The organism is Marinomonas balearica (genome assembly GCF_004362145.1).
Classification (GTDB): Bacteria; Pseudomonadota; Gammaproteobacteria; order Pseudomonadales; family Marinomonadaceae; genus Marinomonas; species Marinomonas balearica.
Window position 1 is genome coordinate 437,352 of sequence record NZ_SNXC01000012.1, and the last position, 24,962, is coordinate 462,313.

Consider the following 24,962-nt stretch of genomic DNA (forward strand, 5'->3'; position numbering starts at 1 on the left):
ATATTCTAAAGTTGAACGTATATTTCATAAAAAAGTTACTTATATGGGCCAAATAGTTGATAGTAATCAACATACTTATCCTTGAATGCTTTCTTTTCCGTATATATTTCTGCAGAAAGCCCATCATTATTAGTATAGCGGCTGTAAACTTTTTCCGTGGCTTTTTTCCATCGTTTTAGGTCATTATCATTCCATGTGCGTAATGTCATACCGCCCCTACGGAGCGAAATGAGCGCATCGATGTCTTTTGCTTTTGACTTTAGTGTCGTGGTCAGTGTGTAGGCTTTTATGGCAGTTTCTAAGGTTGTTTTTATATCTACTGGTAATTGCTCGTAGGCCGTTTGGTTGATTAAGAAATCAGAAAGTACGGACGGTTGCCAAATGGCAGGAACCAGCGCATGAGGTGCAATTTCATCAAGGCCTAACTCAAGAATGCCGTCGGCGGTGGTCCACTCAGCGGCGTCGAGGTTACCATTTTCTAAAGACGCTTTTATTTCTTCCGGTACAAGAGGAATCGCAAGGCTACCAGACGCTTCCGTCAGAACTTCACTAGGTATGCCAGGTCCAATGCGGATTTTCTTGCCAGTTAGGTCGTCTAGGTTAGACAGTGGCGTGCTGGAGACTAATCCAAATTCCATACCTGTCCACCAAGCTGGACGCCAAATAATACCTTTTGGTTGGGATATTGTGTTTGCAAGCTCAATGCCATTTTCTTCAAAGAAAAATATCATTGAGGCATCTAGGTTCATTAAATCAAACGGTCCTGCGTTTAATAGCGACCAAGCAGGGTGTTGAGCTGACCACCAATTCGGCCATCCATTGCCCATTTCAATGCGGTTTTCGCTCACAGCATTAAAAATATCAGGGCCTCTAACAAGTTCACCTGCTGGGAAGGGCGTGATGATCAAGCGTCCATTGGTCATCACTTGAATATTCTGACAAAAAGTTTGTAGCTCTATAAAACTGACGCTTGAAGCGGGGGCTTGAGATTGCAGTCGCCATTTAAAAATATCGGCGTCTTTTTTAGAATGGCATCCTGAGAGCGTTAAAAGCAAAAAAACGATTACTAGGGTATTTTTGAAATGTAACATTTTAAATGCCTCGACAGTATACAGGACGCTATTTCGAATACAGATCAAATGAAGTAGTAACAACTCCCTTAAGTTTCAGTTCTATCAGATAAGAATCAATCTCCTTTCTTGAGACTAATTCTTATATTGGGTGAGATATTAGATGCTCACTTCAAAAAAGTATAATGTGGTTCATAATTTATGGCGAGTGATTTTATGGTTGTTTTGAGGCCTTTATGTTGGAAAAATCGCCAAAATAAGTAATTACTTACCAGATAAACAGACCTATGCCGACAAACAGTATGCAAGCAATGCGATTGACTTTTAAAGAGCCCAATTTCTTCATTATATGTTGTCCGGCAAAAACGACGGGTACATTGGCGGCCATCATGCCTATCGTTGTGCCTATCGTGACCAGTAAAACAGATTGATAATGAGCGCCGAGTATCATGCTTGCTACTTGAGTTTTGTCCCCTATTTCTGCAATAGAGAACAATAAAAATGTAGTGATAAAGGCGTTGCGCTTGGTTTTTGTGTTTTCATCGTTGTCGTCTTTGTCAGGTATTAGAAGCCAAAGGCCCACAGCGATAAAACTGATGGCAATGATATGGTTTATTTGGTCTGCGGGTATCCATTCGGAGAGCGTTATTCCAAACCAAACTGAAACGGCGTGGTTCAACAGTGTCGCGACAAGAATCCCTAAAACAATCTGGCGTTTAGAGGAGAAACGTGTAGCTAGAAAGAGTGCTAGAAGTTGCGTTTTGTCGCCGATTTCAGCGAGAGCAACGGTTAGAGTAGACGTTAGAAGTGATTCCATTTAATTATTATCTTGGTGGGCATAATGACGAAAAGACAAGTACCTGGGCCCACCTTACGAACCAAGTATTGTCTTAAGTCTCATCAATCTAGTAAACGGCTTTGAACGTTCATTAGACTCTCCTGCCACGAGCATTGAGGCTCGATTATGTTGACAGAAAACCTTCGAATTCCTCTAGTGAGGAAACAAAAGAGATTACTCCCCTAAGATTGGCGAGATAATAGCGTAACTGGTCGTTGAATTGCAATCGCCCCCGACTTCAGACTTAAAACATAAGTAGGGGCGATTGCTGCATATCAGATCTTCAGTTGATTCGGTAGAACGCTACTTTATCAAATGCATGTCTGAACGCAGGCCTTTCCATAGACTTGCACACATTAATAACATTAATAGTGTGAAAGGTAGGCCAATAGTAATGGCTGCGGCTTGGATCGCTGTGAGTGCTTCTGAACCACCACCGACTAGCAATGCGACTGCAATGACACCTTCTAACACTGCCCAGAATATGCGCTGAGTCATCGGAGCGTCTGTTTTACCGCCAGCGGTAATACCATCGATCACAAGTGAACCTGAGTCAGATGACGTCACGAAGAATACCAATACCAGTATAATTGCGACGAATGAAATGACTGAAGTAAGTGGAAGCTGCTCAAACATTTGGAACATTGCCAACGAAGCATCTGAAATACCGTTCGACAAAGCGCCAACGCCATTTTCAACTTGTTCAATTGCAGAGCCTCCAAAGATTGCCATCCATAGAACGGACACAAGCGTTGGAACAAGCAATACGGCAATGATGAATTCTCGAACTGTACGGCCACGAGATACGCGCGCGATGAACATGCCTACGAATGGTGACCAAGATATCCACCAAGCCCAATAGAATACTGTCCATCCGTGATAGAAGGTTGTGTCTTCTCGACCGACCCAATTACTGAGTGGAATGATGTTTTCGACATACCCAACGAACAAGGTGCCTATTGCGCCGAAAATAGCGCCAGTTTGGCCGACAATTAAAACAAAAGCAGCGAGCAATGCCGCAATGATCATGTTGACGTTAGAAAGGAGTTTAACACCGCCTTCCAAGCCACGCGCAACGGAAATGATCGCGACAGCCGTAACGACGGCGATGACAACAATTTGAGTGGCTAATGTATTTGGAATGCCAAACAAGAAGTTTAATCCACTGGTCGCCTGTTGAGCTCCGAATCCTAATGACGTTGCAAGACCAAAAATGGTCGCAATGACGGATAGAATATCAATAGCATGTCCTAAAACGCCCCAAACTTTATCGCCAAACAGTGGGTAGAATGCAGAGCGAATCGTCAGTGGCAAGCCTTTATTGTAAGCAACAAACGCTAAGGAAAGTGCTACGACACCGTAAATCGCCCATGGGTGAAGCCCCCAATGGAACATCGTTGCTCCCATCGCGAGAGATTTAGCATCGGGTGTTTTCGCTGCAACATCTAAAGGTGTTCCATACCAGCCAGTATAGTAAGCGACAGGTTCTGCTACGCTCCAGAACATTAGGCCGATGCCCATGCCTGCTGCGAACAGCATGCAAAACCAAGTCAGTGTTGAGTGCTCTGGTGTTGCGTTACTACCGCCTAGTCTTATTTTACCCATAGGTAGGGCAATTAAGGCGAGACAGAAAAGTACAAAGATATTGCCCGCAATCATGAAGAACCAATCAAAGTTATTAATTGACCAGCCTCGAGCGCTCAGCAGGATATCTTTTGCATCTCCTGGAAAAGCGATGGCTCCGACAATGAAAGCAAGCACAAGTAGGGCACTTATACTAAAGACGGGGTTGTGGACATCCAAGCCCATAAATTGAATATTATCTTGTCCTATTTCGTATTCTGTATCGTATTCTTCTCGGCCCGAGTTGGGCTTTGAATGATCCATACTCTTCTCCTTTCACGATGGAAGCTTAAGCTTCTTAGTTGGTAGCGAATATTAATTTAGCTGTATTTCGGGTGGATATTGAATCTTAATGTCGCGGTACTCATGGAGTACTTAAATCAAAGAGGGAAGACGGCGCTCCCCACCCTTTGATAATATTAAAGCTGAGTTCAATTAATTAACTCTCTGCGACAAATACTGTTCTATTTGAACGTTTTTTACACAAAGTGCGTTATTAAGAAAAAATACAGAAATCAGTGAATTAGCGATTTTTTTCGCTGTGCTGAAATGCACAGCGGGTAGGTAGTGTATAACAAATAATTTGATGTCTAATGAATTAAAATCCCTTTACTTATTTCTTGCGCATTTGGGTAAATCTTAAGGAAGAAAGAGTTCGAGTAACTCATTTAAAAAGAGCTTGCCTTTCTGGGTGGTTCGTACCTGATTCATGCTCCATGCTTCGTGACTAATAAGCCCCATTTTTAAGGCCTTTTCGCATCCTTCTAGTAGTTTTTTCGGTACTTTTTGATAGGTGAACCGAGAAAAATCATCAAGATCAAATATCTCGAATAAACGCAGTCGATTCATCATAAACTCTAAGGGCAAGTCTTCGGTCTCAATTGATTCTTTAATTACAAGCGCTTCTGGCAGATTAGATAAATAATGATTAGGGTGTCGAGTCTTTCGAGTTCTAAATATATCGCCATTTTCAAGGGTGATTTTCCCGTGAGCACCCGCGCCAATTCCGATGTAATCACCAAATCGCCAATAGTTTAAATTGTGTTGCGCCTGCTTTCCTGATCGTGCGTTGGCAGAGACCTCATATTGTTGATAACCTTTGGACTCTAATGCTGATAAGCCTTCATCTTGTATATTCCAAAGCGTGTTGTCTTCAGGGAGCTCTGGAGGGCGGCGGTAGAACTCTGTGTTGGGTTCAATGGTTAATTGATACCAGGATAAATGCTCAGGAGCCAGATCCATTGCGAGATACAGATCATTCAGAGCCATATCAATAGATTGATCAGGTAAACCGTGCATTAGGTCAAGATTAATGTTCTCAAACCCAGCCAGTCTCGACTTTTCCACAGCCTTGATGGCTTCTTCGCGGTTGTGGATTCTTCCTAGGGTTTTCAACAGGTCTGTGTGGAAACTTTGGATACCAATAGACAGTCGGTTTATCCCAGCTTTTCTAAAATGGGCGAATTTTTCTTGTTCAAAGGTGCCTGGGTTAGCTTCCATGGTGATCTCAGCATCGTCAGCCCAATTGAGTTTGCATTTCAGGGCTTCCATCAGGCGATAATAGAAATCGGCGCTCATTAAGCTGGGAGTTCCACCGCCAATAAACGCTGTTTGAATCGGTCTGTTGGCAACGTACGGAAGGTCTACTTCTAGATCGGCTAACAGTTGATTAAGGTATGCGTCTTCAGGGAGTTTGCCGTTTTGCTCGAATCGATCTGCTTGATGTGAGTTAAAATCACAATAAGGGCACTTACGTACACACCAAGGAAGATGAATATATAGACTCAGAGGAGGGAGAGCTAGATTAGAACTCATGCGAGGATATTTTTCTCTTTAAATGCGGACATGAGTAAATTTAGTGCTTTCGCCCGATGGCTCAACTGGTTTTTTACTTCTTTCGGTAGGCTTGCCGAACTGCAGCCTTTTTCTGGTACAAAAAAGATGGGATCGTAACCAAACCCTTCCACTCCAGCGCTCGATTCAAGGATGCGACCTTCCCAGCTACCTTGAACAACAAGAGGCGTCGGATCGTCCTTGTGGCGCATGTAGGCGAGAACACAATGAAAGCGAGCGGTGCGTTGTTCAGTAGGAACGCCTTCAAGTTTTTGAAGCAATAACGCGTTGTTGGCTTCATTGTCTCCATGCTCACCCGCAAAGCGAGCGGAGTAAATACCGGGGGCTCCGTCTAAATAATCGACTTCGATACCTGAATCATCAGCAATGGACGCCAGCCCTGTGTGTTCGCAGGCATTTCGAGCTTTAAGGATCGCATTTTCGATAAAGCTCAGGCCTGTTTCTTCTGCCTCGTCAACATTAAATTCACCTTGAGGTTTTACTTCAATTCCATATTGTGAGAACAGAGTATTGAACTCTTTAATTTTACCAGCGTTGTTGCTGGCCAGAACGATGGTTTTGCTCATAATCGTTTAGTCCAAAATGGCATTCTAACCATTGATTTAAATTAGTCGTTATCGGCTGACATGAAAGATAGCGGTTTCGCTAAATAGATTGGGCATCAAGCGTGTCCATAGATGCCCTTTTAAATCGCCATCGACGGCGGCCCAACGTTCGATTTTTATGCCCCTTTCATCGCAAAGTCGGCGAAAATCTTCAAATGTACAAAAGTGAATGTTAGGTGTGTCATACCAGTTGTAAGGCAAAAACTCAGATACCGGCATACGGCCTTTTAATCCAAGGTGAAGTCGGTTGCGCCAATGGCCGAAGTTTGGAAAGGTGATGATGCACTCTTTTCCGATGCGCAGCATTTCATCAAGTAACAAATCAGGGCGTCGAAATTGCTGAAGAGCATGCGTCATAACAACGATATCAAAACTCTGATTCCCAAAGTTCTGCAAGCCGTTATCAATGTTTTGTTCTAGAACTGGTACGCCTTTTTCGATACAGGTATTGATTTGATCTGCATCGATTTCTAAGCCATAGCCGTTAACGCTTTTGTTACCAATTAAATGGCTTAACAGTTCACCGTCACCGCACCCTAAATCAAGCACTCGGGAGTTCGGTTTTATCCAATCATTGATTATTACGAGATCCGAACGCATGTTAGTTCGCCTCCTCTTTAATTTGGTTACCAATTCGATTTAGTAAGCCCTTTAAAGCGGCCATATAGCGAGGAATAGGGAAAAGAAATGCGTCATGTCCTCCGTCTTCTTCTACTTTAGCGTACGATACTTTTTTACCTGCTTTTACGAGCGCGTCTACAATCTCTTCACTTCGAGCAGGAGAAAAGCGCCAATCAGTAGTGAAGGAAACCAGCAGGAATTCACACGTTGCTTTTTCAAGAGCCTTTGATAAATCACCGCCCGTTCGTGCGGCAGGGTCAAAGTAATCTAGAGCCTTGGTCATTAACAAGTAGGTGTTGGCGTCAAAACGATTGGTAAAAGCTTCGCCTTGATAACGAAGATAGCTTTCGATCTCAAATTCAATGTCATAATTGTATTGGAATGCGTCGTGTCGCATCTTGCGACCAAACTTAGAATCCATTGAATCGTCTGATAGGTAGGTAATGTGGGCAAGCATGCGGGCTAACCCCAATCCATTTTTCGGCAGGGTTTCTTCATTGAGGTAGTTTCCATGCCTGAAATCTGGATCACGGCTTATGGACTGGCGTGCTACTTCGTTAAAGGCAATATTCTGAGCCGACAGTTTAGGAGCCGAAGCGATCACAACGGCCGCTCTTAAACGATCGGGAAAACGAATGCTCCATTCAAGAACCTGCATCCCGCCTAAACTGCCACCAATAATAGCGGCAAAGGTTTTGATACCCAGTTTGTCTGCCAGCCTTGCTTGACTTTCGACCCAGTCTTCAACCGTAACAATGGGAAAATCCGCGCCCCAAATTTTGCCTGTCTCCGGATTGATACTGGTTGGCCCCGTGCTTCCGCAACAACCGCTTAGGTTGTTTAAGCTGACGACGAAGTGTGTGTTGGTATCTATGGCTTTTCCCGGGCCGATTGCAGAGTCCCACCAACCTGGTTTTTTATCATCCATCGAGTGATAGCCCGCCGCATGATGATCGCCGCTTAAAGCATGGCAGATCAAAATCGCATTAGAAGCATCTTGATTTAAGGTGCCATAAGTTTCATAGATAAGCTGATAACTTGTCAGTGATTTGCCACATGTAAGTGCCAAAGGCTCCGCGAATTGAGCGATTTTTGGAGTGACGATACCGACGGAATCAACAGGAATGACGTCTGGCATAGGTAGTGAATATCCTGATGAATATAAAGTGAATAAATGGGTCGAGTCACCATGAGCAAGTCAATTACAACATGATCGAGTGTTGAATCGTTTACTAGGGTTGAAGTAACTCGATAAATACAGTGTGGCACAGTCTATCCTGTGCCGTTTGTTGCATCAAGTAGCAGACTTACGAGCCCGTTTATTCATGAGAATATAAGCAGAGTTTCTTTCAATCACTCTGCTTATATTTTGCCTTATGCGACTGCTTTGGGAAGGGTAAATACTTGAGTTTTGCCTGCTAGATCGGACGAAATACCACTGATTTGTTCTGTTTTATTGACGATTATTTCAATCGAGCTGCTGTCATTTCGGAGTTGTTCTGCGATTTGATCCATGTCGTCGCTCATTTTCAATGCAGTGTTTGCAACGTTATGAATGGATTGCGCCATAGCATTTGAAGCATCTGAGCTGGTCATCGCGTTTTGCTCGATGATTTTCATGGCATCTTCCGCTTCGCTACCACTGCTTTCAATGCGCTTAAGGCTGTGTTGACCTTGTTTCATTGATTCGATTGCCGATTTGGTGGATTGCTGAATTGCGCCGACAGTCGATGTGATTCTTGAGGTCGCATCAACGGTTTTTTCAGCCAGTGAACGTACTTCGTCTGCAACGACGGAGAAGCCACGGCCAGCTTCGCCCGCGCGTGCCGCTTCAATGGCCGCGTTGAGCGCGAGTAAGTTGGTTTGATTGGCTAGGTCATTAATCATTTCAATAACATTGTCTATGTTGCTGGATAGGTGGCCCAATTCATCCAACTGCTGACTGGTTATGTTGGCTTGCATGACCACTTCATTCAAGTTGCCGAGAACGTCTTGAATCGTTTTCGCTCCCGCCTTAGCGGATTCGTAGGTTTCGTTCGAGTGCCCGCGAAGCTCTTCTGTTGTATCTGATAGTGAAGCGATGCGATTGGATATATCGTCCGTTGACGCAGCAATGTCGTTGGTACGTTCGGTAGTAGAGCGGTTGTTACCTGCAATATTATTGAGCGTGCTATTTAATTCGGACACCATTCCTGTCACTTCGGATGTTGAGTTCACTACATCAGATAAAACGCCTCCTAAACCGTTTGTCATTTCATTAAGGGATTGGCTTAGAGTGTCAAACTCGTCATTTCGTTTTTTGTTAACCTCGGCCACTGCCGTCATATCGCCTTGTTTTACTTTGGTTAAGTCGGTCACTATTTTTTGTAGAGTATTACGTGCGTTTTTACCGATAGAGAACATAAGAATGGCTGCAAATAAGGCAACCATTACGCTGATGACGATAAGGGCGGTAAGGGATTGTTGTGATTGATGGGTTGCTTGATCTTCCGCGCCTTTAACTGAATCTTTAATTAAATAAATGGCGGCTTGCTGATACTCATCATAGAGTGCTTTTTCCTGTTTAAACGTCGTGCTAAGGGTGACCAGTCGATCAAATTCAGTTCGATACGATTTAAGGTGGTTATAATATTCATCCGCTTGTTTACCAATGGTTTCAGAGAAACCAAAGTTATCTACGCGGATTTTAAACCGTTCAAAACTTTTTGTAATCGGTTGCATGTTCTCGTCAGTAGGCTGAATTAAATAGGTTGTTTCTGCTTTCTTTACGTTTACGAACTCGCGTTTAAGCAAGCTTAGTTTTGCTACTGAGGCGGTGATTTGATCACTTAGAGAGATGATGTTCCCTTGTAAACCGGTTTGTGTAGTAAAGCCAACGGTTCCTTTTTGGGCTACGTATTGCTTAAGCGCGGATTCATATCGGATTAAGTGTTTCTTTAAATCGGTAAGGGCGGTGGATATCTTTGGATCAGATACGTTGTCTATCGCTTTGCTGAGTAGAGCGCCATATTCATTGTAGCTGGTTGATAGATCCTCTTGGTATGCACTGTAATCAGCGTCGGTTAATGTCCACAATCTGTCTCCGAGTTCTAGCATTCCCATTGAAAGATGGTTTACAGAAGCCTGAGTGCTAAAGTACTGCCTGAGTGTGTTGCTGGCTTCTTGCTGTGAGGTCAAAGACATGACCGCGACACTGGCTAAAATGGCAAAACCTAAAATAGCACTGATAAGCAAGCTGGTCAGTTTGGTTCTGAACGAAAGATTATTGAACATCACGAGTACCTCCGTTGTAATCATAAACGCTAAAAAGTGTTGAGCGATTTTGAGAATGCAAGTTCCATACACATTCGTTGCATCCATGATGTTTAGTATTGAGTAGGATAATTTTCGATGCGAGATAGTGTGAGAGCAGAATGGTTCGCGTTGTTTTGGTGCGCAACAAATGTAGATTGCAGTGCACCTAAAACAAAATAGAGAGGGAAAAGAGGCTAGTTAGCCTGACGTTCGTAAAGAGCGTACGTAAGTTGACCTGCGGACTTTTCTTTTAGTAATCGCCAGTGGGAAGGAAAGTTCGGTGAATTCTCGCTTTCGCGTTCGATGTATATCAGTGCTTTTTGTGCGAGCCACTTTTTTTCTTCGAGCAATGGCAGGATTTGTTCAAGCCATCCTTTGCGAAAAGGAGGATCTAAAAAAACAATATCTAAGGGGCGGCTGTTTTCTTGATCCAGATAGGATAGCGCGTTGGTAAAATGAACTTCGCCATTGGTCGCGTTCAGTGTATTGAGGTTGTTTTTAAGTTGTTGTGATGCCGAGCGGTTTGCATCAACAAAAGTACAGCTTGCTGCCCCTCGTGATAGTGCTTCTAAGCCCAGAGCACCTGTACCACAAAACAAGTCTGCGCAATGCGCACCAGCAACATCGAAGTTTAGCCAATTGAAAACGGTTTCTCTTACTCGATCAGGTGTTGGCCGAAGCCCTTCAACTTCTGGGATCGGAAGTTGGCGTGAACGCCAATCTCCGCCAATAATACGAAGTTTTGCGTTCTTACTTGTTACGGCATTTTGTTTACGGGCGTTCTTTTTCATCGATTGACTTGGATTTCCTGATAGCTGTTGAGATCGATCAGCGTTTCTAAACGGTTTCTATAATCTTCTATAGTAAAGGAATTCAGGGCATCACTATAGTTTTCTATAAAGGTTTCGAGTGCCAGCGACGAATTTGGGTGTGTAATTTGAGTACTGATATAAGCCCACCAATCTGGCGTAAGCGTTCGCGATTTCAACTGAGTAAGCAGTTGTTCTTTTAGCAATTTGAAGTGCTGACCATCGGAGTAAGACTGCAAGTCTTGATAATCCATCCAGTGATCTGGCGTAGGAGCTGATTCTTTCTGAGTAGAGGCATATTGTTGGCTCCACCAAACATAGCTAGGCATGGTAGTTAAGCTTAGATGCCATTGCATAAAATTGATTTCTGCATGATTGTTGGCGCGGGCTACGGCATCTCTTGCCCAGATTAAATAGGTTGCCCAATCTTGTACACTGGCTGGCTGCAGGACAGCCAGCATGCTGTGGCTATCGTGCAGGTGTCCTTCTCCAAATTGCAGCTGTGAACTGGGTTGAATGTGCGGAATGATTGAAGACGTTGCTCTTGGCTTAAAATGACCAGACAGTGTATTCAAAAAACGCTTGAGCGTGGTCTGAGAGGTCTTGTCTAGGTGGCCTACGATACTGATGTGTGAGGTAGACTGTTGAATTACCGTGTAATACGCATTGATGGCATCTAATGAAATCTCGTCAGTCGGAGTGCCGTTACTGATAAGTAGCATATCCAGTAACTTCTGTTCGTCGCTTTTTATGTCTGAATGCCTTTTTTGCCAGCTGACTAGCGATCTAGGTTTAAACGTTGCATGTTGTAGCCAGTTTTCAATTACCGATAAGCTGGGTGTTAAATAATTTCCCTCAGAATTAAGTGTAAGTTGTAATGTTTGCTGCAACGGCGTGACATAGCTTGATGCTTTTGCTGAAAGGGGAGAAAGGCGCTGATTGATGGTGGATTGACTGATTGGAAGGCTGTTTCCCATTAGAAGGTCAAAAGTAGCTTCCGTGAGTCTGTTCTCAGTTTGCTCAGCTTCAAAGACAAACTTCACAATGATTTTGTTGCCGTTTCCCCAAGGATCCATGTTAATCCAGTTAACGGGGATGCCACTCTCTGTTTCCCATGAGGTGACGTCAGGCGAGGGCAGTTTCACATCAGAAGAGATGAGGTTGAGCAGCCAAATTCCAAGTGTGGCAAACACCATGATTGCAGCTAAGACAGGGCGACTAAACAGAGGTTTATTTCGATCAAACATAGTGCGCATTGAGTTCCATTATCATAGTGAGTGCATTTTTCCATGAATCTAGGGCTTTTTGCCAATCAGAATGATGATAAAATCATCATTCTATATGTGTCTAAAAGGTTTCTTTTCAGTTTATAGTTGGAAACCTTTATGCAACAACGGTATTAGCCAAGAGAAAATTTAATGGAAATAGTGAATCAGATCATTGCGTTCTTTACGCCATACTTGGGCGAGTACGCTCGTTTTGCCCCCATCGCCATTGGTGTTATTTTAGCGTTACTGGCCATTTTAGTGAAACGCCGTACTGTAAAAAGTATGGGTGCAGATATTAAAGCAGCCGAGAAAAAAGTAACAGAAGCTCAGGAAACAAAAGAACACGATGATCAAGGTTCGGATAGTACGCTGCCGGATCAAGCCTCTGAGACTCTAAGTGATGGGCAGAAGGTTGAAGTAGACAGCGCCAACGAAAATGCCGACACTGCAAAGGCAACAGAACCTGAGCAAGTCGAAAGTGCGGCCGTTGGGAATGACCAAGAAGCCGAGAAAATACCCCAAGAGCCTAGCCTATCTTGGCGAGAACGTATTCAGTCAGGCCTTTCCAGAACACGCAGCGGTTTAGGGAGCGGGCTATCTTCACTTGTATTAGGCAGTAAAAAACTCGACGATGATCTGCTTGAAGAGTTGGAAACCCAATTACTGACTGCGGATGTGGGAATCGATGCCACTCAGTCTCTTATTGCTGGATTGACTGAAAAGCTAAACCGAAAAGAGCTAAAAGACGCAGATGCATTGATGTCTTCTCTTAAAGCCGATATGAATGACATTCTGATCACTTCAGAGCAGCCATTATTACTTGAAAAGAAAGACGGTCCTTTTGTTATTTTGATGGTTGGCGTTAACGGCGTAGGAAAGACCACAACAATCGGTAAACTAGCGAAAAAATATCAGGCCGAAGGTAAGAGTGTTATGCTGGCAGCTGGTGATACGTTCCGAGCCGCCGCTGTTGAGCAACTGCAAGTGTGGGGCGAACGTAACCAAGTTCCTGTTGTCGCACAGCATACTGGCGCTGACTCTGCTTCCGTTATCTATGATGCGATCGAATCCGCTAAGGCAAAAGGCGTTGATGTTGTGATCGCGGATACGGCGGGACGTTTGCAAAACAAAGCAAACTTGATGAGCGAATTAGAAAAAGTAGTTCGTGTAATGAAAAAGCTTGATGTGTCTGCGCCACACGAAGTTATGTTGGTGCTGGATGCGGGAACCGGACAAAATGCATTGAGTCAGGCGAAGCTATTTATGGAAGCGGTTGGCGTTTCCGGTATCACATTAACCAAACTCGATGGAACGGCGAAAGGTGGCATCATCTTCGCAATTGCTAAACAGTTTAATTTGCCTATTCGCTATATTGGCGTAGGTGAACAAGCAGAAGACTTAAGACCTTTCGTTGCTCAAGAATTTGTTGACGCTTTATTTGAAAATGAGTAAGAGTGAAACAAACCATTCAATATTTAAACAGTAAGGACTTGCTCTGACGTGGAAATCGAATTTCAGCGGGTAGGTAAAAAGTACGACAGTGGTCAAGAGGCGTTGTCTCAGGTGAACTTTCACTTGAGGCAGGGCGAAATGGCGTTTCTTACTGGGCATTCTGGCGCGGGTAAGAGTACTTTAATGAAGCTGATAATGATGATTGAGCGTCAGAGTTATGGTCAGATTTTAGTCGACGGCGTTGATCTTCGAACGTTAGGGCCAAAATCCATTCCTGCTCATCGCCGTCGAGTGGGCGTTGTTTTTCAAAATCATCAACTGCTTTTTGACCGCAGCGTCTTTGATAATGTTGCGCTTCCGTTACAAGTTAGCGGTGCAGACCCTATGCAAATCGGCAAGCGAGTGCGGGCCGCGTTGGACAAAGTTGGATTGCTTGGAAAAGAAAAGTTTAATCCCATGGCTTTGTCTGGAGGGGAGCAGCAACGCATTGGCATTGCGCGAGCAGTGGTTAATAAACCTCAACTATTACTTGCAGATGAACCAACAGGTAACCTTGATCCTCGCCTTTCAGCAGAGATCATGAACTTGTTTCAAGAGTTTAATCGTGTGGGCGTGACGGTTATGGTTGCGAGCCATGATTTGGCCTTGATTGCGCGAATGCGACATAGGGTGTTAACCCTCAACCAAGGTCGTATTGTTAATGATGGGGGCTTTAACTAATGAGCCCTAAACAGAACCGTCGAGGCGCGACCCGACAAGCCGCACCGAGTGTCTCGACTCAGTCAAAATTGGCAAGCGCTAAAGGGTTCAGTTTCGCTCAATATTTTCGTTTGCATCAGCAAACGATGTTGGAAAGCCTAATCCGATTATTCGGGTATCCGCTTGCCAGCATTATGACCGTTGTCGTGATTTCCATCTCACTGTCTCTTCCCGGTGGTTTGTTTGTGATGCTCAAAAACGTTGAGCGTGTGACAGATCAATGGGAGCGTCAATCTGTTATTTCTTTGTATTTGTTTTCCAACCTTGACGATACAGAAGCGTTATCGCTCTCGCATCAGTTGTCGACACGTTCTGATATTCGTTCTGTTGAATACATTTCCAAAGAAGAAGGCTTGCGTTATTTCGAACAATCCAGTGGTTATGAAGAGATACTGTCTGCTTTGCCTGAAAACCCTCTTCCGATTGTGCTAAAAGTAATCCCGACGGCGCCAGTCTCATTGGCGACATTACAATCTTTGACCGACTTAAAAGAGGATTTAGCCGAGTTAGCGCAGGTAGAGTATGTAGAATTGGACGCGCAATGGTTACAGCGTTTAGCGACGATTCTTAATTTTGGGCAACGGTTTGTTTATGCGTTGTCCGCATTGCTTATTGCTGCTGTATTGTTGATTGTCGGTAATACCATTCGTATGGCGGTGGAAAGTCGGCGAGAAGAAGTCTTGGTGATGAAACTGGTTGGCGCTACCGATGCGTATATAAGACGACCGTTTTTATATATGGGCTTTTGGTTCGGTACGCTTGGCGGTTTGCTCGCCTGTATGATGATTTTGCTTTTAAGCTGGTGGGTCAGTACACCTGCTGTGCGGTTAATAGAGCTGTACCATAGTGGTTTTGAGTTGCAGACTTTTAATGCGAGCGAAGTCGTTTTATGCTTAACTATTAGCGCAATCGTTGGCACGAGTGGGGCATGGATAGCGGTAAGCCGCCATATTGCCGACATAGAATTGCAGTAATTTAAGGAATAGTTGTTCCGCGGAGATATTTATTGTTTCTCCATCTTTACAAGTGTGGCATTTTTATTCATATTTATGCCACAAATATTTGGAACAAACTTGTTAGTATTTGGTCATACTGTGTTGTATGAACAATTTAGAGGTGAATACAAAAATGGGTAAAGCTCTTCAGCCAATTGACATGATGATTCCTGGCCAACATTTGGAATCCTATGTTCAGGGCGTCAGCACAATTCCAATTCTTACAGCAGAAGAGGAAAAAAAGCTAGCAGAGCGCCTTTATTATGAAGGTGACCTAGAAGCGGCCCGCGCATTAGTTATGTCGCACCTAAGATTTGTTGTCCACATTGCAAAAAGCTACTCAGGATACGGATTGTCTCAAGGTGACTTAGTTCAAGAAGGTAATGTTGGTTTAATGAAAGCCGTGAAACGATTCAACCCTGAAGTTGGGGTTCGCTTGGTTTCGTTTGCTGTTCATTGGATCAAAGCCGAAATTCATGAGTTTATTCTCAAAAACTGGCGAATTGTGAAAGTTGCGACGACCAAAGCGCAACGCAAAATGTTCTTTAACCTACGCAGCGCCAAAAAGACGTTGTCTTGGTTAAACAACTCAGAAGTGGATGCGGTTGCAAACGATTTGGGCGTGTCTCCTGAAGTTGTTCGCCAGATGGAAGGACGTATGAGTTCTACTGACATGGCGTTTGATGCAACAACAGACGATGACGATGACAGTGTATTTCAGGCGCCTGCAAACTATTTGGAAGACGGCCGATATGACCCTGCGATGTTGCTCGAAAACGGTAACTGGGAAGCCGATTCTAATCGTCGACTAGAGCAAGCACTGTCTGATTTGGACGAGCGCAGCCGAAATATACTTGTGCAGCGTTGGTTATCTGAAAACAAATCCACACTGCATGATCTTGCGGATGAATACGGTGTTTCCGCTGAGCGTATTCGTCAACTTGAGAAAAACGCGATGAAGAAAATTCGCTTAGCAATGGGTGAAGAACAGTTTCAGTAGTCGTACGCGTACTGCTTAATAGATAAAAAATGCCCTCTTATATGAGGGCATTTTTGTTTTTACTGTTTATGCTTGTTAGCGGCTTTGAAGTTGATTGCCTGGAACAAATTTCCAAGTCCTTATGACTTCTAGTTTATCGACTTCTTTTTTCATCTCTATTGGAAAAGGGGCGAAGGGCTCTGATAGTCGGACGATTCTCATAGCAGCGTCGTCTAGTATGCGTAAGCCAGAAGATTGCAAAACATCGATTTTATCCACATAACCATTGGGCTGTAAAACTACCGCTAATCGTAACTGACCAAATAGCTTTTGACGTTTCGCTTCAGATGGATAGTGGATATTACCAATACGTTCAATCCGTTTTCGCCAGTTGTCTAAGTATTCTGCATCGAGCGCTGATTTTGCTGAAACGGATGTTAAGCGACGAATACGTGGCCTTTTTGCGTAGGCTTGGCGTTGTTGATCCAATAAAGCTTCAAGAGAGGCAATATCGCTAGAGAGTCGGCTGGGTATTTGAGTTTCACCTCGAAACTGTTCTTCAAGTGTTTTAAGCTCTTGCTCCATGTTGTCATTAATAATGAGTTTCGCTTCTTGATGTGCACTTACAATGACATCAGGCTGATCCACAGGCTGTTTAGACGCTAATTGAGGTTGGACGGGCGGGGTAATGTCCTGAATTTCGTCAGCAATGAACTGAGCGGTCTCTGTGCTCGTTAGTTTTTGTTTACGAATCTCTGTGCCACTGGCTAGCTGATTTGCTTGTGCGAGGAAGTCGGCTTCTTTTGGCGCTTTCGTTTTATGCTGGACGAGAGTGATCTCTAACGTAGGAGGGCGAGCGGGTGCACCGAGAGAGAAATCAAAGCTCACGAGCATCACGGCGACCACATGCAATGTGATCGCTATGAATAAAGCGATAGAAAAACGATCTGCAGCTCGCACGATTAATGTGTCGCCTACAGTGAACGCAAATATTTATGCATCATAAACAGTGATCACTTATATTAGTTTAGCTTCAATAGCGTCCATCAGTTGCTTAGCAATATTGAGGCCGTATTGGTTGTCCAATTCTCTGACACAGGTAGGACTGGTGACGTTGATTTCCGTTAAATAGTCGCCTATAACATCCAGACCTACAAACATTAGATCTTTTTCTTTCAAAGTTGGAATGACTTGATCACAAATCCATCGATCTCGATCTGATAGTGGTCGACCTTCACCACGGCCTCCAGCTGCTAAGTTTCCTCGGGTTTCACCGCTTGCGGGAATCCTGGCTAAAGCATAGGGAATGGGCTCACCGTTTACGATCAGAATGCGTTTGTCACCTTCTTTGATTTCAGGAATGAATTTTTGAGCCATAATTTGCTGGCTTCCCATTTCTGTTAACGACTCGATGATAACGCTGACGTTTGGATCGTCTTCTTTTAATCGAAATATCGACGTGCCACCCATTCCGTCTAGCGGTTTAAATATGACGTCTTTATGAGTGCTATGAAACGCTCGTAGTAGGTCTGGACGGCGTGTTACGAGTACTTCTGGGCAACACTGCGGGAACTGAGTGGCAAATAACTTCTCATTACAGTCTCGCAGGCTTGCTGGGTTGTTAACGACCATCGCGCCGTCTCTTTGTGCCTGCTCCAGTATCATTGTGCTGTACATAAACTCGCCGTCGAATGGCGGGTCTTTACGCATTAAGATAACGTCTAAATCTCCTAAAGCACATTGTTGCTCTGAGCCTAATTCGTAAAATTTTTCTTCATCTCTAAATACTTTTAAAGGGCGCACCATTGCATGGGCTTTGCCTTGCTTAAGAAACAGGTCAGATTGTTCCATGTAAATAAGCTCCCAGCCTTTGTCTGCTGCCGCCCATAACATCGCTAAAGAAGTGTCTTTTTTATAGGTAATGGATTGAATTGGGTCCATTACGATGCCGAGTTTAATGGTCATCTGTTTTGTTCCGTCCGCGCTAAAAGAAGATAGAGCTAAATGAGTGGATACAGAATTCAGCCGCTATCGAAATTAATGTAGTAGATGCTATAGAAATATAGGGGCTAAGAGAAGAAATAATAGGCTTACCTGGACGAAAGGTAAAAATTTAACGTCGGTCTACACTGTAAATCGTCCAGCGTTGTACATCTGCAACCTTACTTGCAAACACTTCTGCGACAACTCGGCGATTGGTTGCGCGGCCATCAATAGTATCATTGTCAGCAATGGGACGACTCTCACCATAACCGATGGCTCTGACCCTTTTTCGGTCAATTTTAAAGCTGTTGATCAATACATCCGCAATGGCATCTGCTCGGTTTTGAGACAAGTTTTCATTATACTCAGCCGCTCCGACATCGTCCGTGTGGCCTTCTATGACAACGCTGCTTCCCGAATTGCTTTTCATGAAATCAGCAAGGTTTTTGACTTCGCCATAGAAGCGAGGCTTGACTTGGAACTTCCCTGAATCAAACAGTATGTTTAGTTCCACAGAAAGCAAACGCTTGTTTACGTGCGGACAGCCGTGATTGTCAACTTCTGCTCCAGCAGGTGTATTGGAGCAACGATCACGAATGTTAATAACGCCGTCTTTGTCGTTGTCGGCAAGTCGGCTCTCCTGAACGTTGTCTCCGTAAACAGAGCCCGCTGTGGCTGGAGAATGGATCCATACTCCAACCAGCCCTAATAATAACAGGACTAACGGGCCACGTTTCATTACCAGTTGCCTCCCTCTTCACCAGTATCAAGGAATAACTCGTCTTCCGATGTCGTGTTATCGGTATCTGGTAATTCTGTTGATGGTGCAGGCGCAGCGGGGACTGTAGCGGGTGTTATTTGAGTTTCTGCGTCTTGCAACTCTTCGATTGCTGTTTGCCCAACAGGCGGTTTATCGTCGATAAATTCATCTTCGAAGCCTAAGACTGGTGGACGGTAGATGCGGAACGCGCGCATTAAATCGCCTTTTGCATTGAATAAGCGAAACTCTGAAAACAGTTCGTCGTAGTCGGTGTTGACGTAGTCTTGTCGAGCTTGGAATAGCTCATTTTCACTGTCTAAGACATCTAGTAAGGTTCTACGACCTAAACGGAATTGTTTTTCGTAGGCAATTTGCGATTCTTTAGTGGCAATAACGTATTCGCGAATGTGTTCTTTTTGTTCCAAAGTCGCTTCGTACGCTGCCCATGATTGTCGAACCGTCAACTCAGTTTCTCTTTGAGTTTCTCGTTGAATTTCTTTCGCTTGAGTATTCTGCTCTGTTGCGACTTGAGTTCGACGAGTAGTAAGGCCGCCACTGTATAAGTTATACGTTAAGCGGAACATAGCCGTTAGATCTTCAGAAGCGGATTCGCTGCCATCTAGATTGTTATTGAACGTTCGTTCAAGCTCAAAGTTAATGGTGGGTAGATTGTCCGCCTTTGTTGCTTTTATGAAACTGTCCGTAGCCATAACATCCCAATATGAACCTTCTATAGCAGGGTTCTTTTTCATGGCCTGATCTAATGCATCGTCAAGACTTTTGGGGAGCAGCTCTCTATCTGGGACAGGATAGGTCAGTTCTTCGGGTGGCAATTCGCCAACCACCTTCTTGTATTGGCTTTCTGCATTTCGCAAATTGTTGACGGCAGACAAACGATTGGATTTCGCTTTGGCTAATCGAGCCGTGATCTGACTAAAATCAGATTGACGACCTACACCCGCGTTACTTTTTAGTTTGATTTGTTTGTAAATGCGAGTATGAGTTTCAAGGTTTAAATCGGCTAAATCGACCAGCTCACGAAATCTAAGAATGTTGGCATACGCTTCGGCAACTTCCAGTGCAGTATTTTCTACCGAAGCCAGAGCTTGCCAGCGAGACGCTTCTGCTTCGTCAGAAAGACGTTTTGTTTCGTTTCTGGAAAGAGAACCGTCATAAATAGGCTGAGTTAGCGTCAGAGACAGTTCTCGACGAGTCAAGTCTACGTCTTCCCCCGATTGTTGGAAGTCATACGTTGTTTCATGACCGATACCTGCCGAAAGGTCGATCCGGGGGTATAAACCACCTCGATGAGTAATTTCAGTGTTGGTTAAACCTTCTCTGTACGCAGATATTGTCTGGCGTACTGTGGGGCTATTCTCTATCGCAATATAAGTAGCTTGTTCAAGCGAAATGGCACTAGCGCTAGCGCAAATCGATGCTAAAGTAACAGTGCATGCACTAGAGATAAGTCGTCTTTTAAACAGCATATTTCACCTGTATCCAAATTGAATCATTATTATGATCTTCCTAACCATAAAGTACTAAGTTATCCCCAATAGTATGACGCTAAATAGCATGAATTTAGCGTAAAAATTTGTTGCTAATCTTCGTCTAAATATCGCCCCACAGTAGGTTTAGTGTCGTCAATGCGACAATAGGAGCGGTTTCTGTTCTTAACACTCTGGGGCCAAGCGCGATAGCCTGAAAGCCAAATTGACAAGCTTTTGTTACTTCCGTCTCTGTTAACCCGCCTTCTGGGCCGATTAGCAGTGCAATATCATTTTCTTTTGGTGGTTCAAAATGTTGGATAGGCTGAGCGCAATGGTGGTGCAAAGTGAGCTTTAACAAATCGTTACATTTCTCTACCCAATCTAATAAATTGATAGGCGAAAGTATTTTAGGAACGATTCCTCGACCGCATTGTTCCGCTGCGCTGATTGAAACTTGCTGCCAATGTTTAAGACGCTTTTCGATCCTGTCATCTTGAAGCTTTACTTCACAGCGCTCACTGAAGAGTGGTTGTATTTGGAAAACACCTGACTCTACCGCTTTTTGAATTGCGTAATCCATGCGTTCGCCACGAGAGAGGGATTGGCCAATGGTTACTTTCAAAGGCGATTCGTTTTCCAGTATTCGATAGTTCTTTAAATGCGCATTGGCGGTTCGCTTTTGAACATCCGCCAGCGTAGCGTCGTATTCGCCTCCTGTACCGTTAAACAAGGTTAGCGACTGCCCCTCTTTTAATCTTAGCACTTTGCAGCAATGCTGGAAGGCTGAATCCGGCAAGGTAATCGTGGTGTTTTCAGCCAAATCAATTTCTACATATATTCGCGGTATTCGCATACAAAAAAGCCCTCTCACGTGAGAAGGCTTTTATAACGGAATTTGAGAGAATTATAAACCAGCAGCGGTACGTAATACGTCTGCTTTGTCTGTTTTTTCCCAAGTGAAGTTGTCACCAGTACGTCCGAAGTGGCCGTAAGCTGCAGTTGGTAGGTAAATTGGGCGTTTCAGATCCAACATTTGAATTAAACCAGCTGGGCGTAGATCAAAATGCTCACGAACGATTTCTACGATTTGTGCATCGCTAATTCTACCCGTCCCGAATGTATTTATGCTGATCGAGGTTGGTTCAGACACGCCGATTGCATAAGATACTTGAATTTCGCATTTATCGGCTAATCCAGCAGCAACGATATTTTTAGCGACGTAGCGGCCTGCGTAAGCCGCAGAACGGTCAACTTTTGATGGGTCTTTGCCCGAGAACGCACCACCGCCGTGACGAGCCATACCGCCGTAGGTATCAACGATAATTTTACGACCAGTTAGACCACAATCACCTACTGGGCCACCAATGACGAATTGGCCGGTAGGGTTAATGAAGTATTTAGTCTCGTTAGACAACCACTCTTCAGGAAGTACAGGCTTGATGATTTCTTCCAAAACCGCTTCACGAAGGTCTGCCTGCTTAACGGCTGCACTGTGTTGTGTTGACAATACAACAGCATCAATTGCACATGGTTTGCCGTTTTCATCATAACGGAAAGTGACCTGACTTTTCGCATCTGGGCGAAGGAAATCTAACGTGCCGTTTTTGCGTACTTCAGCTTGGCGTTCTACTAGGCGGTGAGCGTAAGTAATAGGAGCGGGCATAAGAACGTCGGTTTCATTCGTTGCGAAACCGAACATTAGACCTTGGTCTCCTGCTCCGAGTTCCTTCTCGTTTGCTTCGTCTACACCGACTGCAATGTCTGCGGATTGCTTGCCGATGGCATTCATAACAGCACAAGATTCCCAGTCAAACCCCATTTCTGAACTGTTATAGCCGATTTCTTTTATAACGCCACGAGCGATCTCTTCGATATCAACCCATGCGTTTGTGCGTATTTCGCCTGCGACTAAAACCATGCCGGTTTTTACAAGAGTTTCACATGCGACGCGTGCTTCGCTGTCTTCTGCAAGAATGGCGTCAAGGATGGCATCTGAAACTTGGTCGGCCACTTTGTCTGGGTGACCTTCTGAAACAGATTCGGAAGTAAATAAAGAATATTCTGACATGTTTAGTGCCTCTATCGAATAAGATAAAAAAGCGCCAAACAGGCATAAAAAAACCCGCTTAGCATAAATTTTGCTAAACAGGCACTCTGCTGCTTCTGTTTAGCTGATTTTATATAGCGTCCGCAAGCCGAAACAAATCGACGCTGTAGACACAATGTTGAACGATATCTAGACAAATTTCAAGTAACTTTTATAAGAATGATTGCTATTTTCTTGAAAATGACAGTGTTGATGCTCCGATGTAAAACAGGCTTAAAAGCGACAGAGCAATAATTATTGGAATGATGGCATTATAGAGGGGGATTTTAATGACTTTTTTGCTAACATGGTGGCTACAAAAAGTTATCTATAAAAGTTGGGGCTTGTAAGCCTTAATATTCTTCGTCAAGTAACTAGGAGTAGAATAAAAATGCCTTCTCGTAAAGAACTCGCTAATGCCATACGTGTTCTCAGCATGGATGCCGTGCAGAAAGCCAAATCTGGGCACCCTGGCGCGCCATTAGGTATGGCTGATATTGCTGAGGTTCTGTGGAATGACTTTCTAAAGCATAACCCAGGCAATGCAAAGTGGGCGGATCGTGACCGTTTTGTTCTATCAAATGGCCACGGCTCAATGCTAATTTATTCTCTTCTTCACTTGTCTGGCTACAATCTGCCAATGGAAGAGATTAAGCAATTCCGCCAATTGCATTCGAAAACTCCTGGTCACCCAGAGTACGGTTACACAGACGGTGTTGAAACAACGACTGGCCCGTTAGGTGCAGGCATTAGCAATGCGGTTGGTATGGCCATTGCTGAAAAAACACTAGCGGCGCAATTTAACCGTGAAGGTCATGACATCGTCGATCACTTTACATACTGCTTCATGGGTGACGGTTGTATGATGGAGGGGATTTCCCACGAGGCGTGTTCTCTTGCGGGCACGCTGGGCTTGGGTAAATTGGTAGCATTCTGGGATGACAATGGTATTTCCATTGACGGCCACGTTGAAGGTTGGTTCTCTGATGATACTCCAAAACGCTTCGAGGCGTATGGCTGGCATGTTATCTCTGATGTGGATGGTCATGATGCGGATGCTATTAAAGCCGCGATTGAGGCCGCACAAGCAGAATCTTCTAAGCCGACTCTAATTTGCTGTAAAACCGTTATTGGTTACGGATCTCCAAACAAGTCTGGTAGCCATGATTGTCACGGCGCTCCTCTTGGTGATGAAGAAATCGCTGCGGCTCGGGAGTTCCTTGGCTGGCCTCACGCTCCATTTGAAGTTCCTGCTGATGTTTACACCGGTTGGGATGCAAAAGAGAAGGGTGCGACAAAAGAAGACAAATGGAATGCTGCATTTGAAGCGTATAAAGCAGCGTACCCAGAACTGGCTTTGGAATTTGAACGTCGTGTTTTAAAAGGCGAGCTTCCAGCTGATTTTGAAGAAAAAGCACAAGCGTACATCAAAGAAACTCAAGAAAAAGCGGAAAACATCGCCAGTCGTAAAGCATCGCAAAATGCTATTGGCGCGTTTGGCTCTATTTTACCTGAGTTACTGGGTGGATCTGCTGACCTTGCGGGATCCAACTTAACGCTTTGGTCTGGTTCTAAAGGGATTCAAGACGAAGCGGACGGTAATTACATTTATTACGGTGTTCGCGAGTTCGGCATGAGCGGTATTATGAATGGAGCTTCGTTACACGGTGGTTTTATCAACTACGGTGCAACCTTCTTGATGTTCATGGAATATGCTCGTAATGCTGTTCGTATGTCTGCTCTTATGGGGATTCAAAACGTATTTGTTTATACGCATGACTCTATTGGTCAGGGCGAAGATGGCCCAACACACCAACCGATTGAGCAAATTGCCAACTTGCGTATGACTCCTAATATGGCGGTTTGGCGACCTGCTGATGGTGCTGAGACAGCTGTTGCTTGGAAAGCGGCGATTGAACGTCGCGATGGGCCTTCGTCTCTTATCTTTTCTCGTCAAGGTTTGCCAGCTCAAGCACGTGATGAAGAACAGTTGGCAAACGTGGCTAAAGGTGGCTATGTGCTAAGCGATTGCGCTGGTACTCCAGACGTTATTCTGATCGCGACGGGTTCTGAAGTGGCACTTGCGCAAGAGTCGGCTAAGGTCTTGACTGAAAATGGTCGTAAAGTCCGCGTCGTTTCTATGCCATCGACGAATGTGTTTGATGCACAAGAAGCGGATTATAAAGAGTCTGTATTGCCTAAAAATGTGACTAAGCGTATTGCTATCGAAGCGGCTCATGTTGATTTTTGGTTCAAATATGTTGGCTTTGAAGGCGACGTTGTTGGTATGACGACCTTTGGTGAATCTGCTCCTGGCGGCGCTCTTCTGAAGCACTTTGGCTTCACGGTAGAAAACGTTGTAGAAAAAGCGGAAGCTATTCTTAAGGCTTAATTGTCTTAGTGTTTCGCAAAGAAAAAAGAGGAGTCTGCTCCTCTTTTTTCTTTATCCTCAATGCGCCAAGGATTTCTAAATCTG

The 24,962-nt window shown here is 44.3% G+C and carries 21 protein-coding genes and 1 riboswitch; of the genes, 5 read left to right on the plus strand and 16 right to left on the minus strand.

Annotation, left to right across the window (positions count from 1 at the left end):
- Nucleotides 1-35 precede the first annotated feature (35 nt).
- The 10 genes from dctP to DFP79_RS11840 all read right to left on the minus strand — a co-directional run bounded on the left by dctP (nucleotide 36) and on the right by DFP79_RS11840 (nucleotide 11,970).
- The gene (dctP, locus tag DFP79_RS11795; protein ID WP_133504134.1) at nucleotides 36-1,091 is read right to left on the minus strand and encodes a TRAP transporter substrate-binding protein DctP; all 1,056 of its coding nucleotides are present in this window, start codon (nucleotides 1,089-1,091) and stop codon (nucleotides 36-38) included.
- 247 nt (nucleotides 1,092-1,338) lie between these two features.
- Nucleotides 1,339-1,887: a TMEM165/GDT1 family protein gene (locus DFP79_RS11800; protein ID WP_133504135.1), complete on the minus strand. Its 549-nt coding sequence runs from the start codon at nucleotides 1,885-1,887 to the stop codon at nucleotides 1,339-1,341.
- A gap of 324 nt (nucleotides 1,888-2,211) precedes the next feature.
- Complete coding sequence (locus tag DFP79_RS11805; protein ID WP_133504136.1) at nucleotides 2,212-3,795, minus strand: BCCT family transporter; 1,584 nt, start codon at nucleotides 3,793-3,795, stop codon at nucleotides 2,212-2,214.
- A 375-nt stretch (nucleotides 3,796-4,170) separates the two neighbouring features.
- Nucleotides 4,171-5,346: a radical SAM family heme chaperone HemW gene (gene hemW, locus DFP79_RS11810; protein ID WP_133504137.1), complete on the minus strand. Its 1,176-nt coding sequence runs from the start codon at nucleotides 5,344-5,346 to the stop codon at nucleotides 4,171-4,173.
- Nucleotides 5,343-5,951, minus strand: a complete 609-nt coding sequence (rdgB, locus tag DFP79_RS11815) for an RdgB/HAM1 family non-canonical purine NTP pyrophosphatase (protein WP_133504138.1) — start codon at nucleotides 5,949-5,951, stop codon at nucleotides 5,343-5,345. Before rdgB ends, hemW begins: the two co-directional genes overlap by 4 nt.
- A 48-nt stretch (nucleotides 5,952-5,999) precedes the next feature.
- On the minus strand, nucleotides 6,000-6,590 hold the full coding sequence (gene metW, locus DFP79_RS11820) for a methionine biosynthesis protein MetW (protein ID WP_133504139.1): 591 nt from the start codon (nucleotides 6,588-6,590) through the stop codon (nucleotides 6,000-6,002).
- 1 nt (nucleotide 6,591) lies between these two features.
- On the minus strand, nucleotides 6,592-7,749 hold the full coding sequence (metX, locus tag DFP79_RS11825) for a homoserine O-succinyltransferase MetX (protein ID WP_133504140.1): 1,158 nt from the start codon (nucleotides 7,747-7,749) through the stop codon (nucleotides 6,592-6,594).
- A gap of 236 nt (nucleotides 7,750-7,985) precedes the next feature.
- A complete protein-coding gene (locus DFP79_RS11830; protein WP_133504183.1) occupies nucleotides 7,986-9,884 on the minus strand; it encodes a methyl-accepting chemotaxis protein in 1,899 nt (632 codons plus the stop codon).
- A gap of 215 nt (nucleotides 9,885-10,099) precedes the next feature.
- Nucleotides 10,100-10,696 carry a 16S rRNA (guanine(966)-N(2))-methyltransferase RsmD gene (gene rsmD, locus DFP79_RS11835; protein WP_133504141.1) on the minus strand — a complete coding sequence of 199 codons (597 nt, stop codon included), beginning with the start codon at nucleotides 10,694-10,696 and terminating at the stop codon, nucleotides 10,100-10,102.
- Nucleotides 10,693-11,970 carry a hypothetical protein gene (locus DFP79_RS11840; RefSeq protein ID WP_133504142.1) on the minus strand — a complete coding sequence of 426 codons (1,278 nt, stop codon included), beginning with the start codon at nucleotides 11,968-11,970 and terminating at the stop codon, nucleotides 10,693-10,695. Before DFP79_RS11840 ends, rsmD begins: the two co-directional genes overlap by 4 nt.
- Before the next feature lie 162 nt (nucleotides 11,971-12,132).
- Between DFP79_RS11840 and ftsY the strand changes: the two genes are divergently transcribed.
- The 4 genes from ftsY to rpoH all read left to right on the plus strand — a co-directional run bounded on the left by ftsY (nucleotide 12,133) and on the right by rpoH (nucleotide 16,188).
- On the plus strand, nucleotides 12,133-13,434 hold the full coding sequence (gene ftsY / locus DFP79_RS11845) for a signal recognition particle-docking protein FtsY (RefSeq protein ID WP_133504143.1): 1,302 nt from the start codon (nucleotides 12,133-12,135) through the stop codon (nucleotides 13,432-13,434).
- A 48-nt stretch (nucleotides 13,435-13,482) separates the two neighbouring features.
- On the plus strand, nucleotides 13,483-14,154 hold the full coding sequence (ftsE, locus tag DFP79_RS11850) for a cell division ATP-binding protein FtsE (RefSeq protein ID WP_133504144.1): 672 nt from the start codon (nucleotides 13,483-13,485) through the stop codon (nucleotides 14,152-14,154).
- Nucleotides 14,154-15,167: a permease-like cell division protein FtsX gene (gene ftsX / locus DFP79_RS11855; RefSeq protein WP_133504145.1), complete on the plus strand. Its 1,014-nt coding sequence runs from the start codon at nucleotides 14,154-14,156 to the stop codon at nucleotides 15,165-15,167. The genes ftsE and ftsX overlap by 1 nt, the downstream gene beginning before the upstream one ends.
- Nucleotides 15,168-15,321: 154 nt before the next feature.
- Nucleotides 15,322-16,188 (plus strand): RNA polymerase sigma factor RpoH, encoded by an 867-nt coding sequence (gene rpoH, locus DFP79_RS11860; RefSeq protein WP_133504146.1) that lies wholly within the window; start codon nucleotides 15,322-15,324, stop codon nucleotides 16,186-16,188.
- 75 nt (nucleotides 16,189-16,263) lie between these two features.
- Here the strand turns inward: rpoH and DFP79_RS11865 are convergent, their stop codons facing one another.
- The 6 genes from DFP79_RS11865 to metK all read right to left on the minus strand — a co-directional run bounded on the left by DFP79_RS11865 (nucleotide 16,264) and on the right by metK (nucleotide 22,468).
- Nucleotides 16,264-17,127 carry an energy transducer TonB gene (locus tag DFP79_RS11865; RefSeq protein ID WP_133504147.1) on the minus strand — a complete coding sequence of 288 codons (864 nt, stop codon included), beginning with the start codon at nucleotides 17,125-17,127 and terminating at the stop codon, nucleotides 16,264-16,266.
- Between the two features lie 57 nt (nucleotides 17,128-17,184).
- Nucleotides 17,185-18,132: a glutathione synthase gene (gene gshB / locus DFP79_RS11870; RefSeq protein ID WP_133504148.1), complete on the minus strand. Its 948-nt coding sequence runs from the start codon at nucleotides 18,130-18,132 to the stop codon at nucleotides 17,185-17,187.
- A gap of 148 nt (nucleotides 18,133-18,280) precedes the next feature.
- A complete protein-coding gene (locus tag DFP79_RS11875) occupies nucleotides 18,281-18,889 on the minus strand; it encodes an OmpA family protein (protein WP_133504149.1) in 609 nt (202 codons plus the stop codon).
- Nucleotides 18,889-20,397: a TolC family outer membrane protein gene (locus tag DFP79_RS11880; protein ID WP_133504150.1), complete on the minus strand. Its 1,509-nt coding sequence runs from the start codon at nucleotides 20,395-20,397 to the stop codon at nucleotides 18,889-18,891. The genes DFP79_RS11875 and DFP79_RS11880 overlap by 1 nt, the downstream gene beginning before the upstream one ends.
- A 124-nt stretch (nucleotides 20,398-20,521) precedes the next feature.
- Nucleotides 20,522-21,253, minus strand: coding sequence for a 16S rRNA (uracil(1498)-N(3))-methyltransferase (locus DFP79_RS11885; RefSeq protein WP_133504151.1), 732 nt, complete (start codon nucleotides 21,251-21,253; stop codon nucleotides 20,522-20,524).
- 51 nt (nucleotides 21,254-21,304) lie between these two features.
- The gene (metK, locus tag DFP79_RS11890; RefSeq protein ID WP_133504152.1) at nucleotides 21,305-22,468 is read right to left on the minus strand and encodes a methionine adenosyltransferase; all 1,164 of its coding nucleotides are present in this window, start codon (nucleotides 22,466-22,468) and stop codon (nucleotides 21,305-21,307) included.
- Between the two features lie 78 nt (nucleotides 22,469-22,546).
- A riboswitch (SAM riboswitch) is annotated at nucleotides 22,547-22,622 on the minus strand.
- 255 nt (nucleotides 22,623-22,877) lie between these two features.
- On the opposite strand from metK, the gene tkt reads away from it, so the two are divergent.
- On the plus strand, nucleotides 22,878-24,878 hold the full coding sequence (gene tkt, locus DFP79_RS11895; protein WP_133504153.1) for a transketolase: 2,001 nt from the start codon (nucleotides 22,878-22,880) through the stop codon (nucleotides 24,876-24,878).
- The last annotated feature ends 84 nt before the right edge of the window (nucleotides 24,879-24,962 follow it).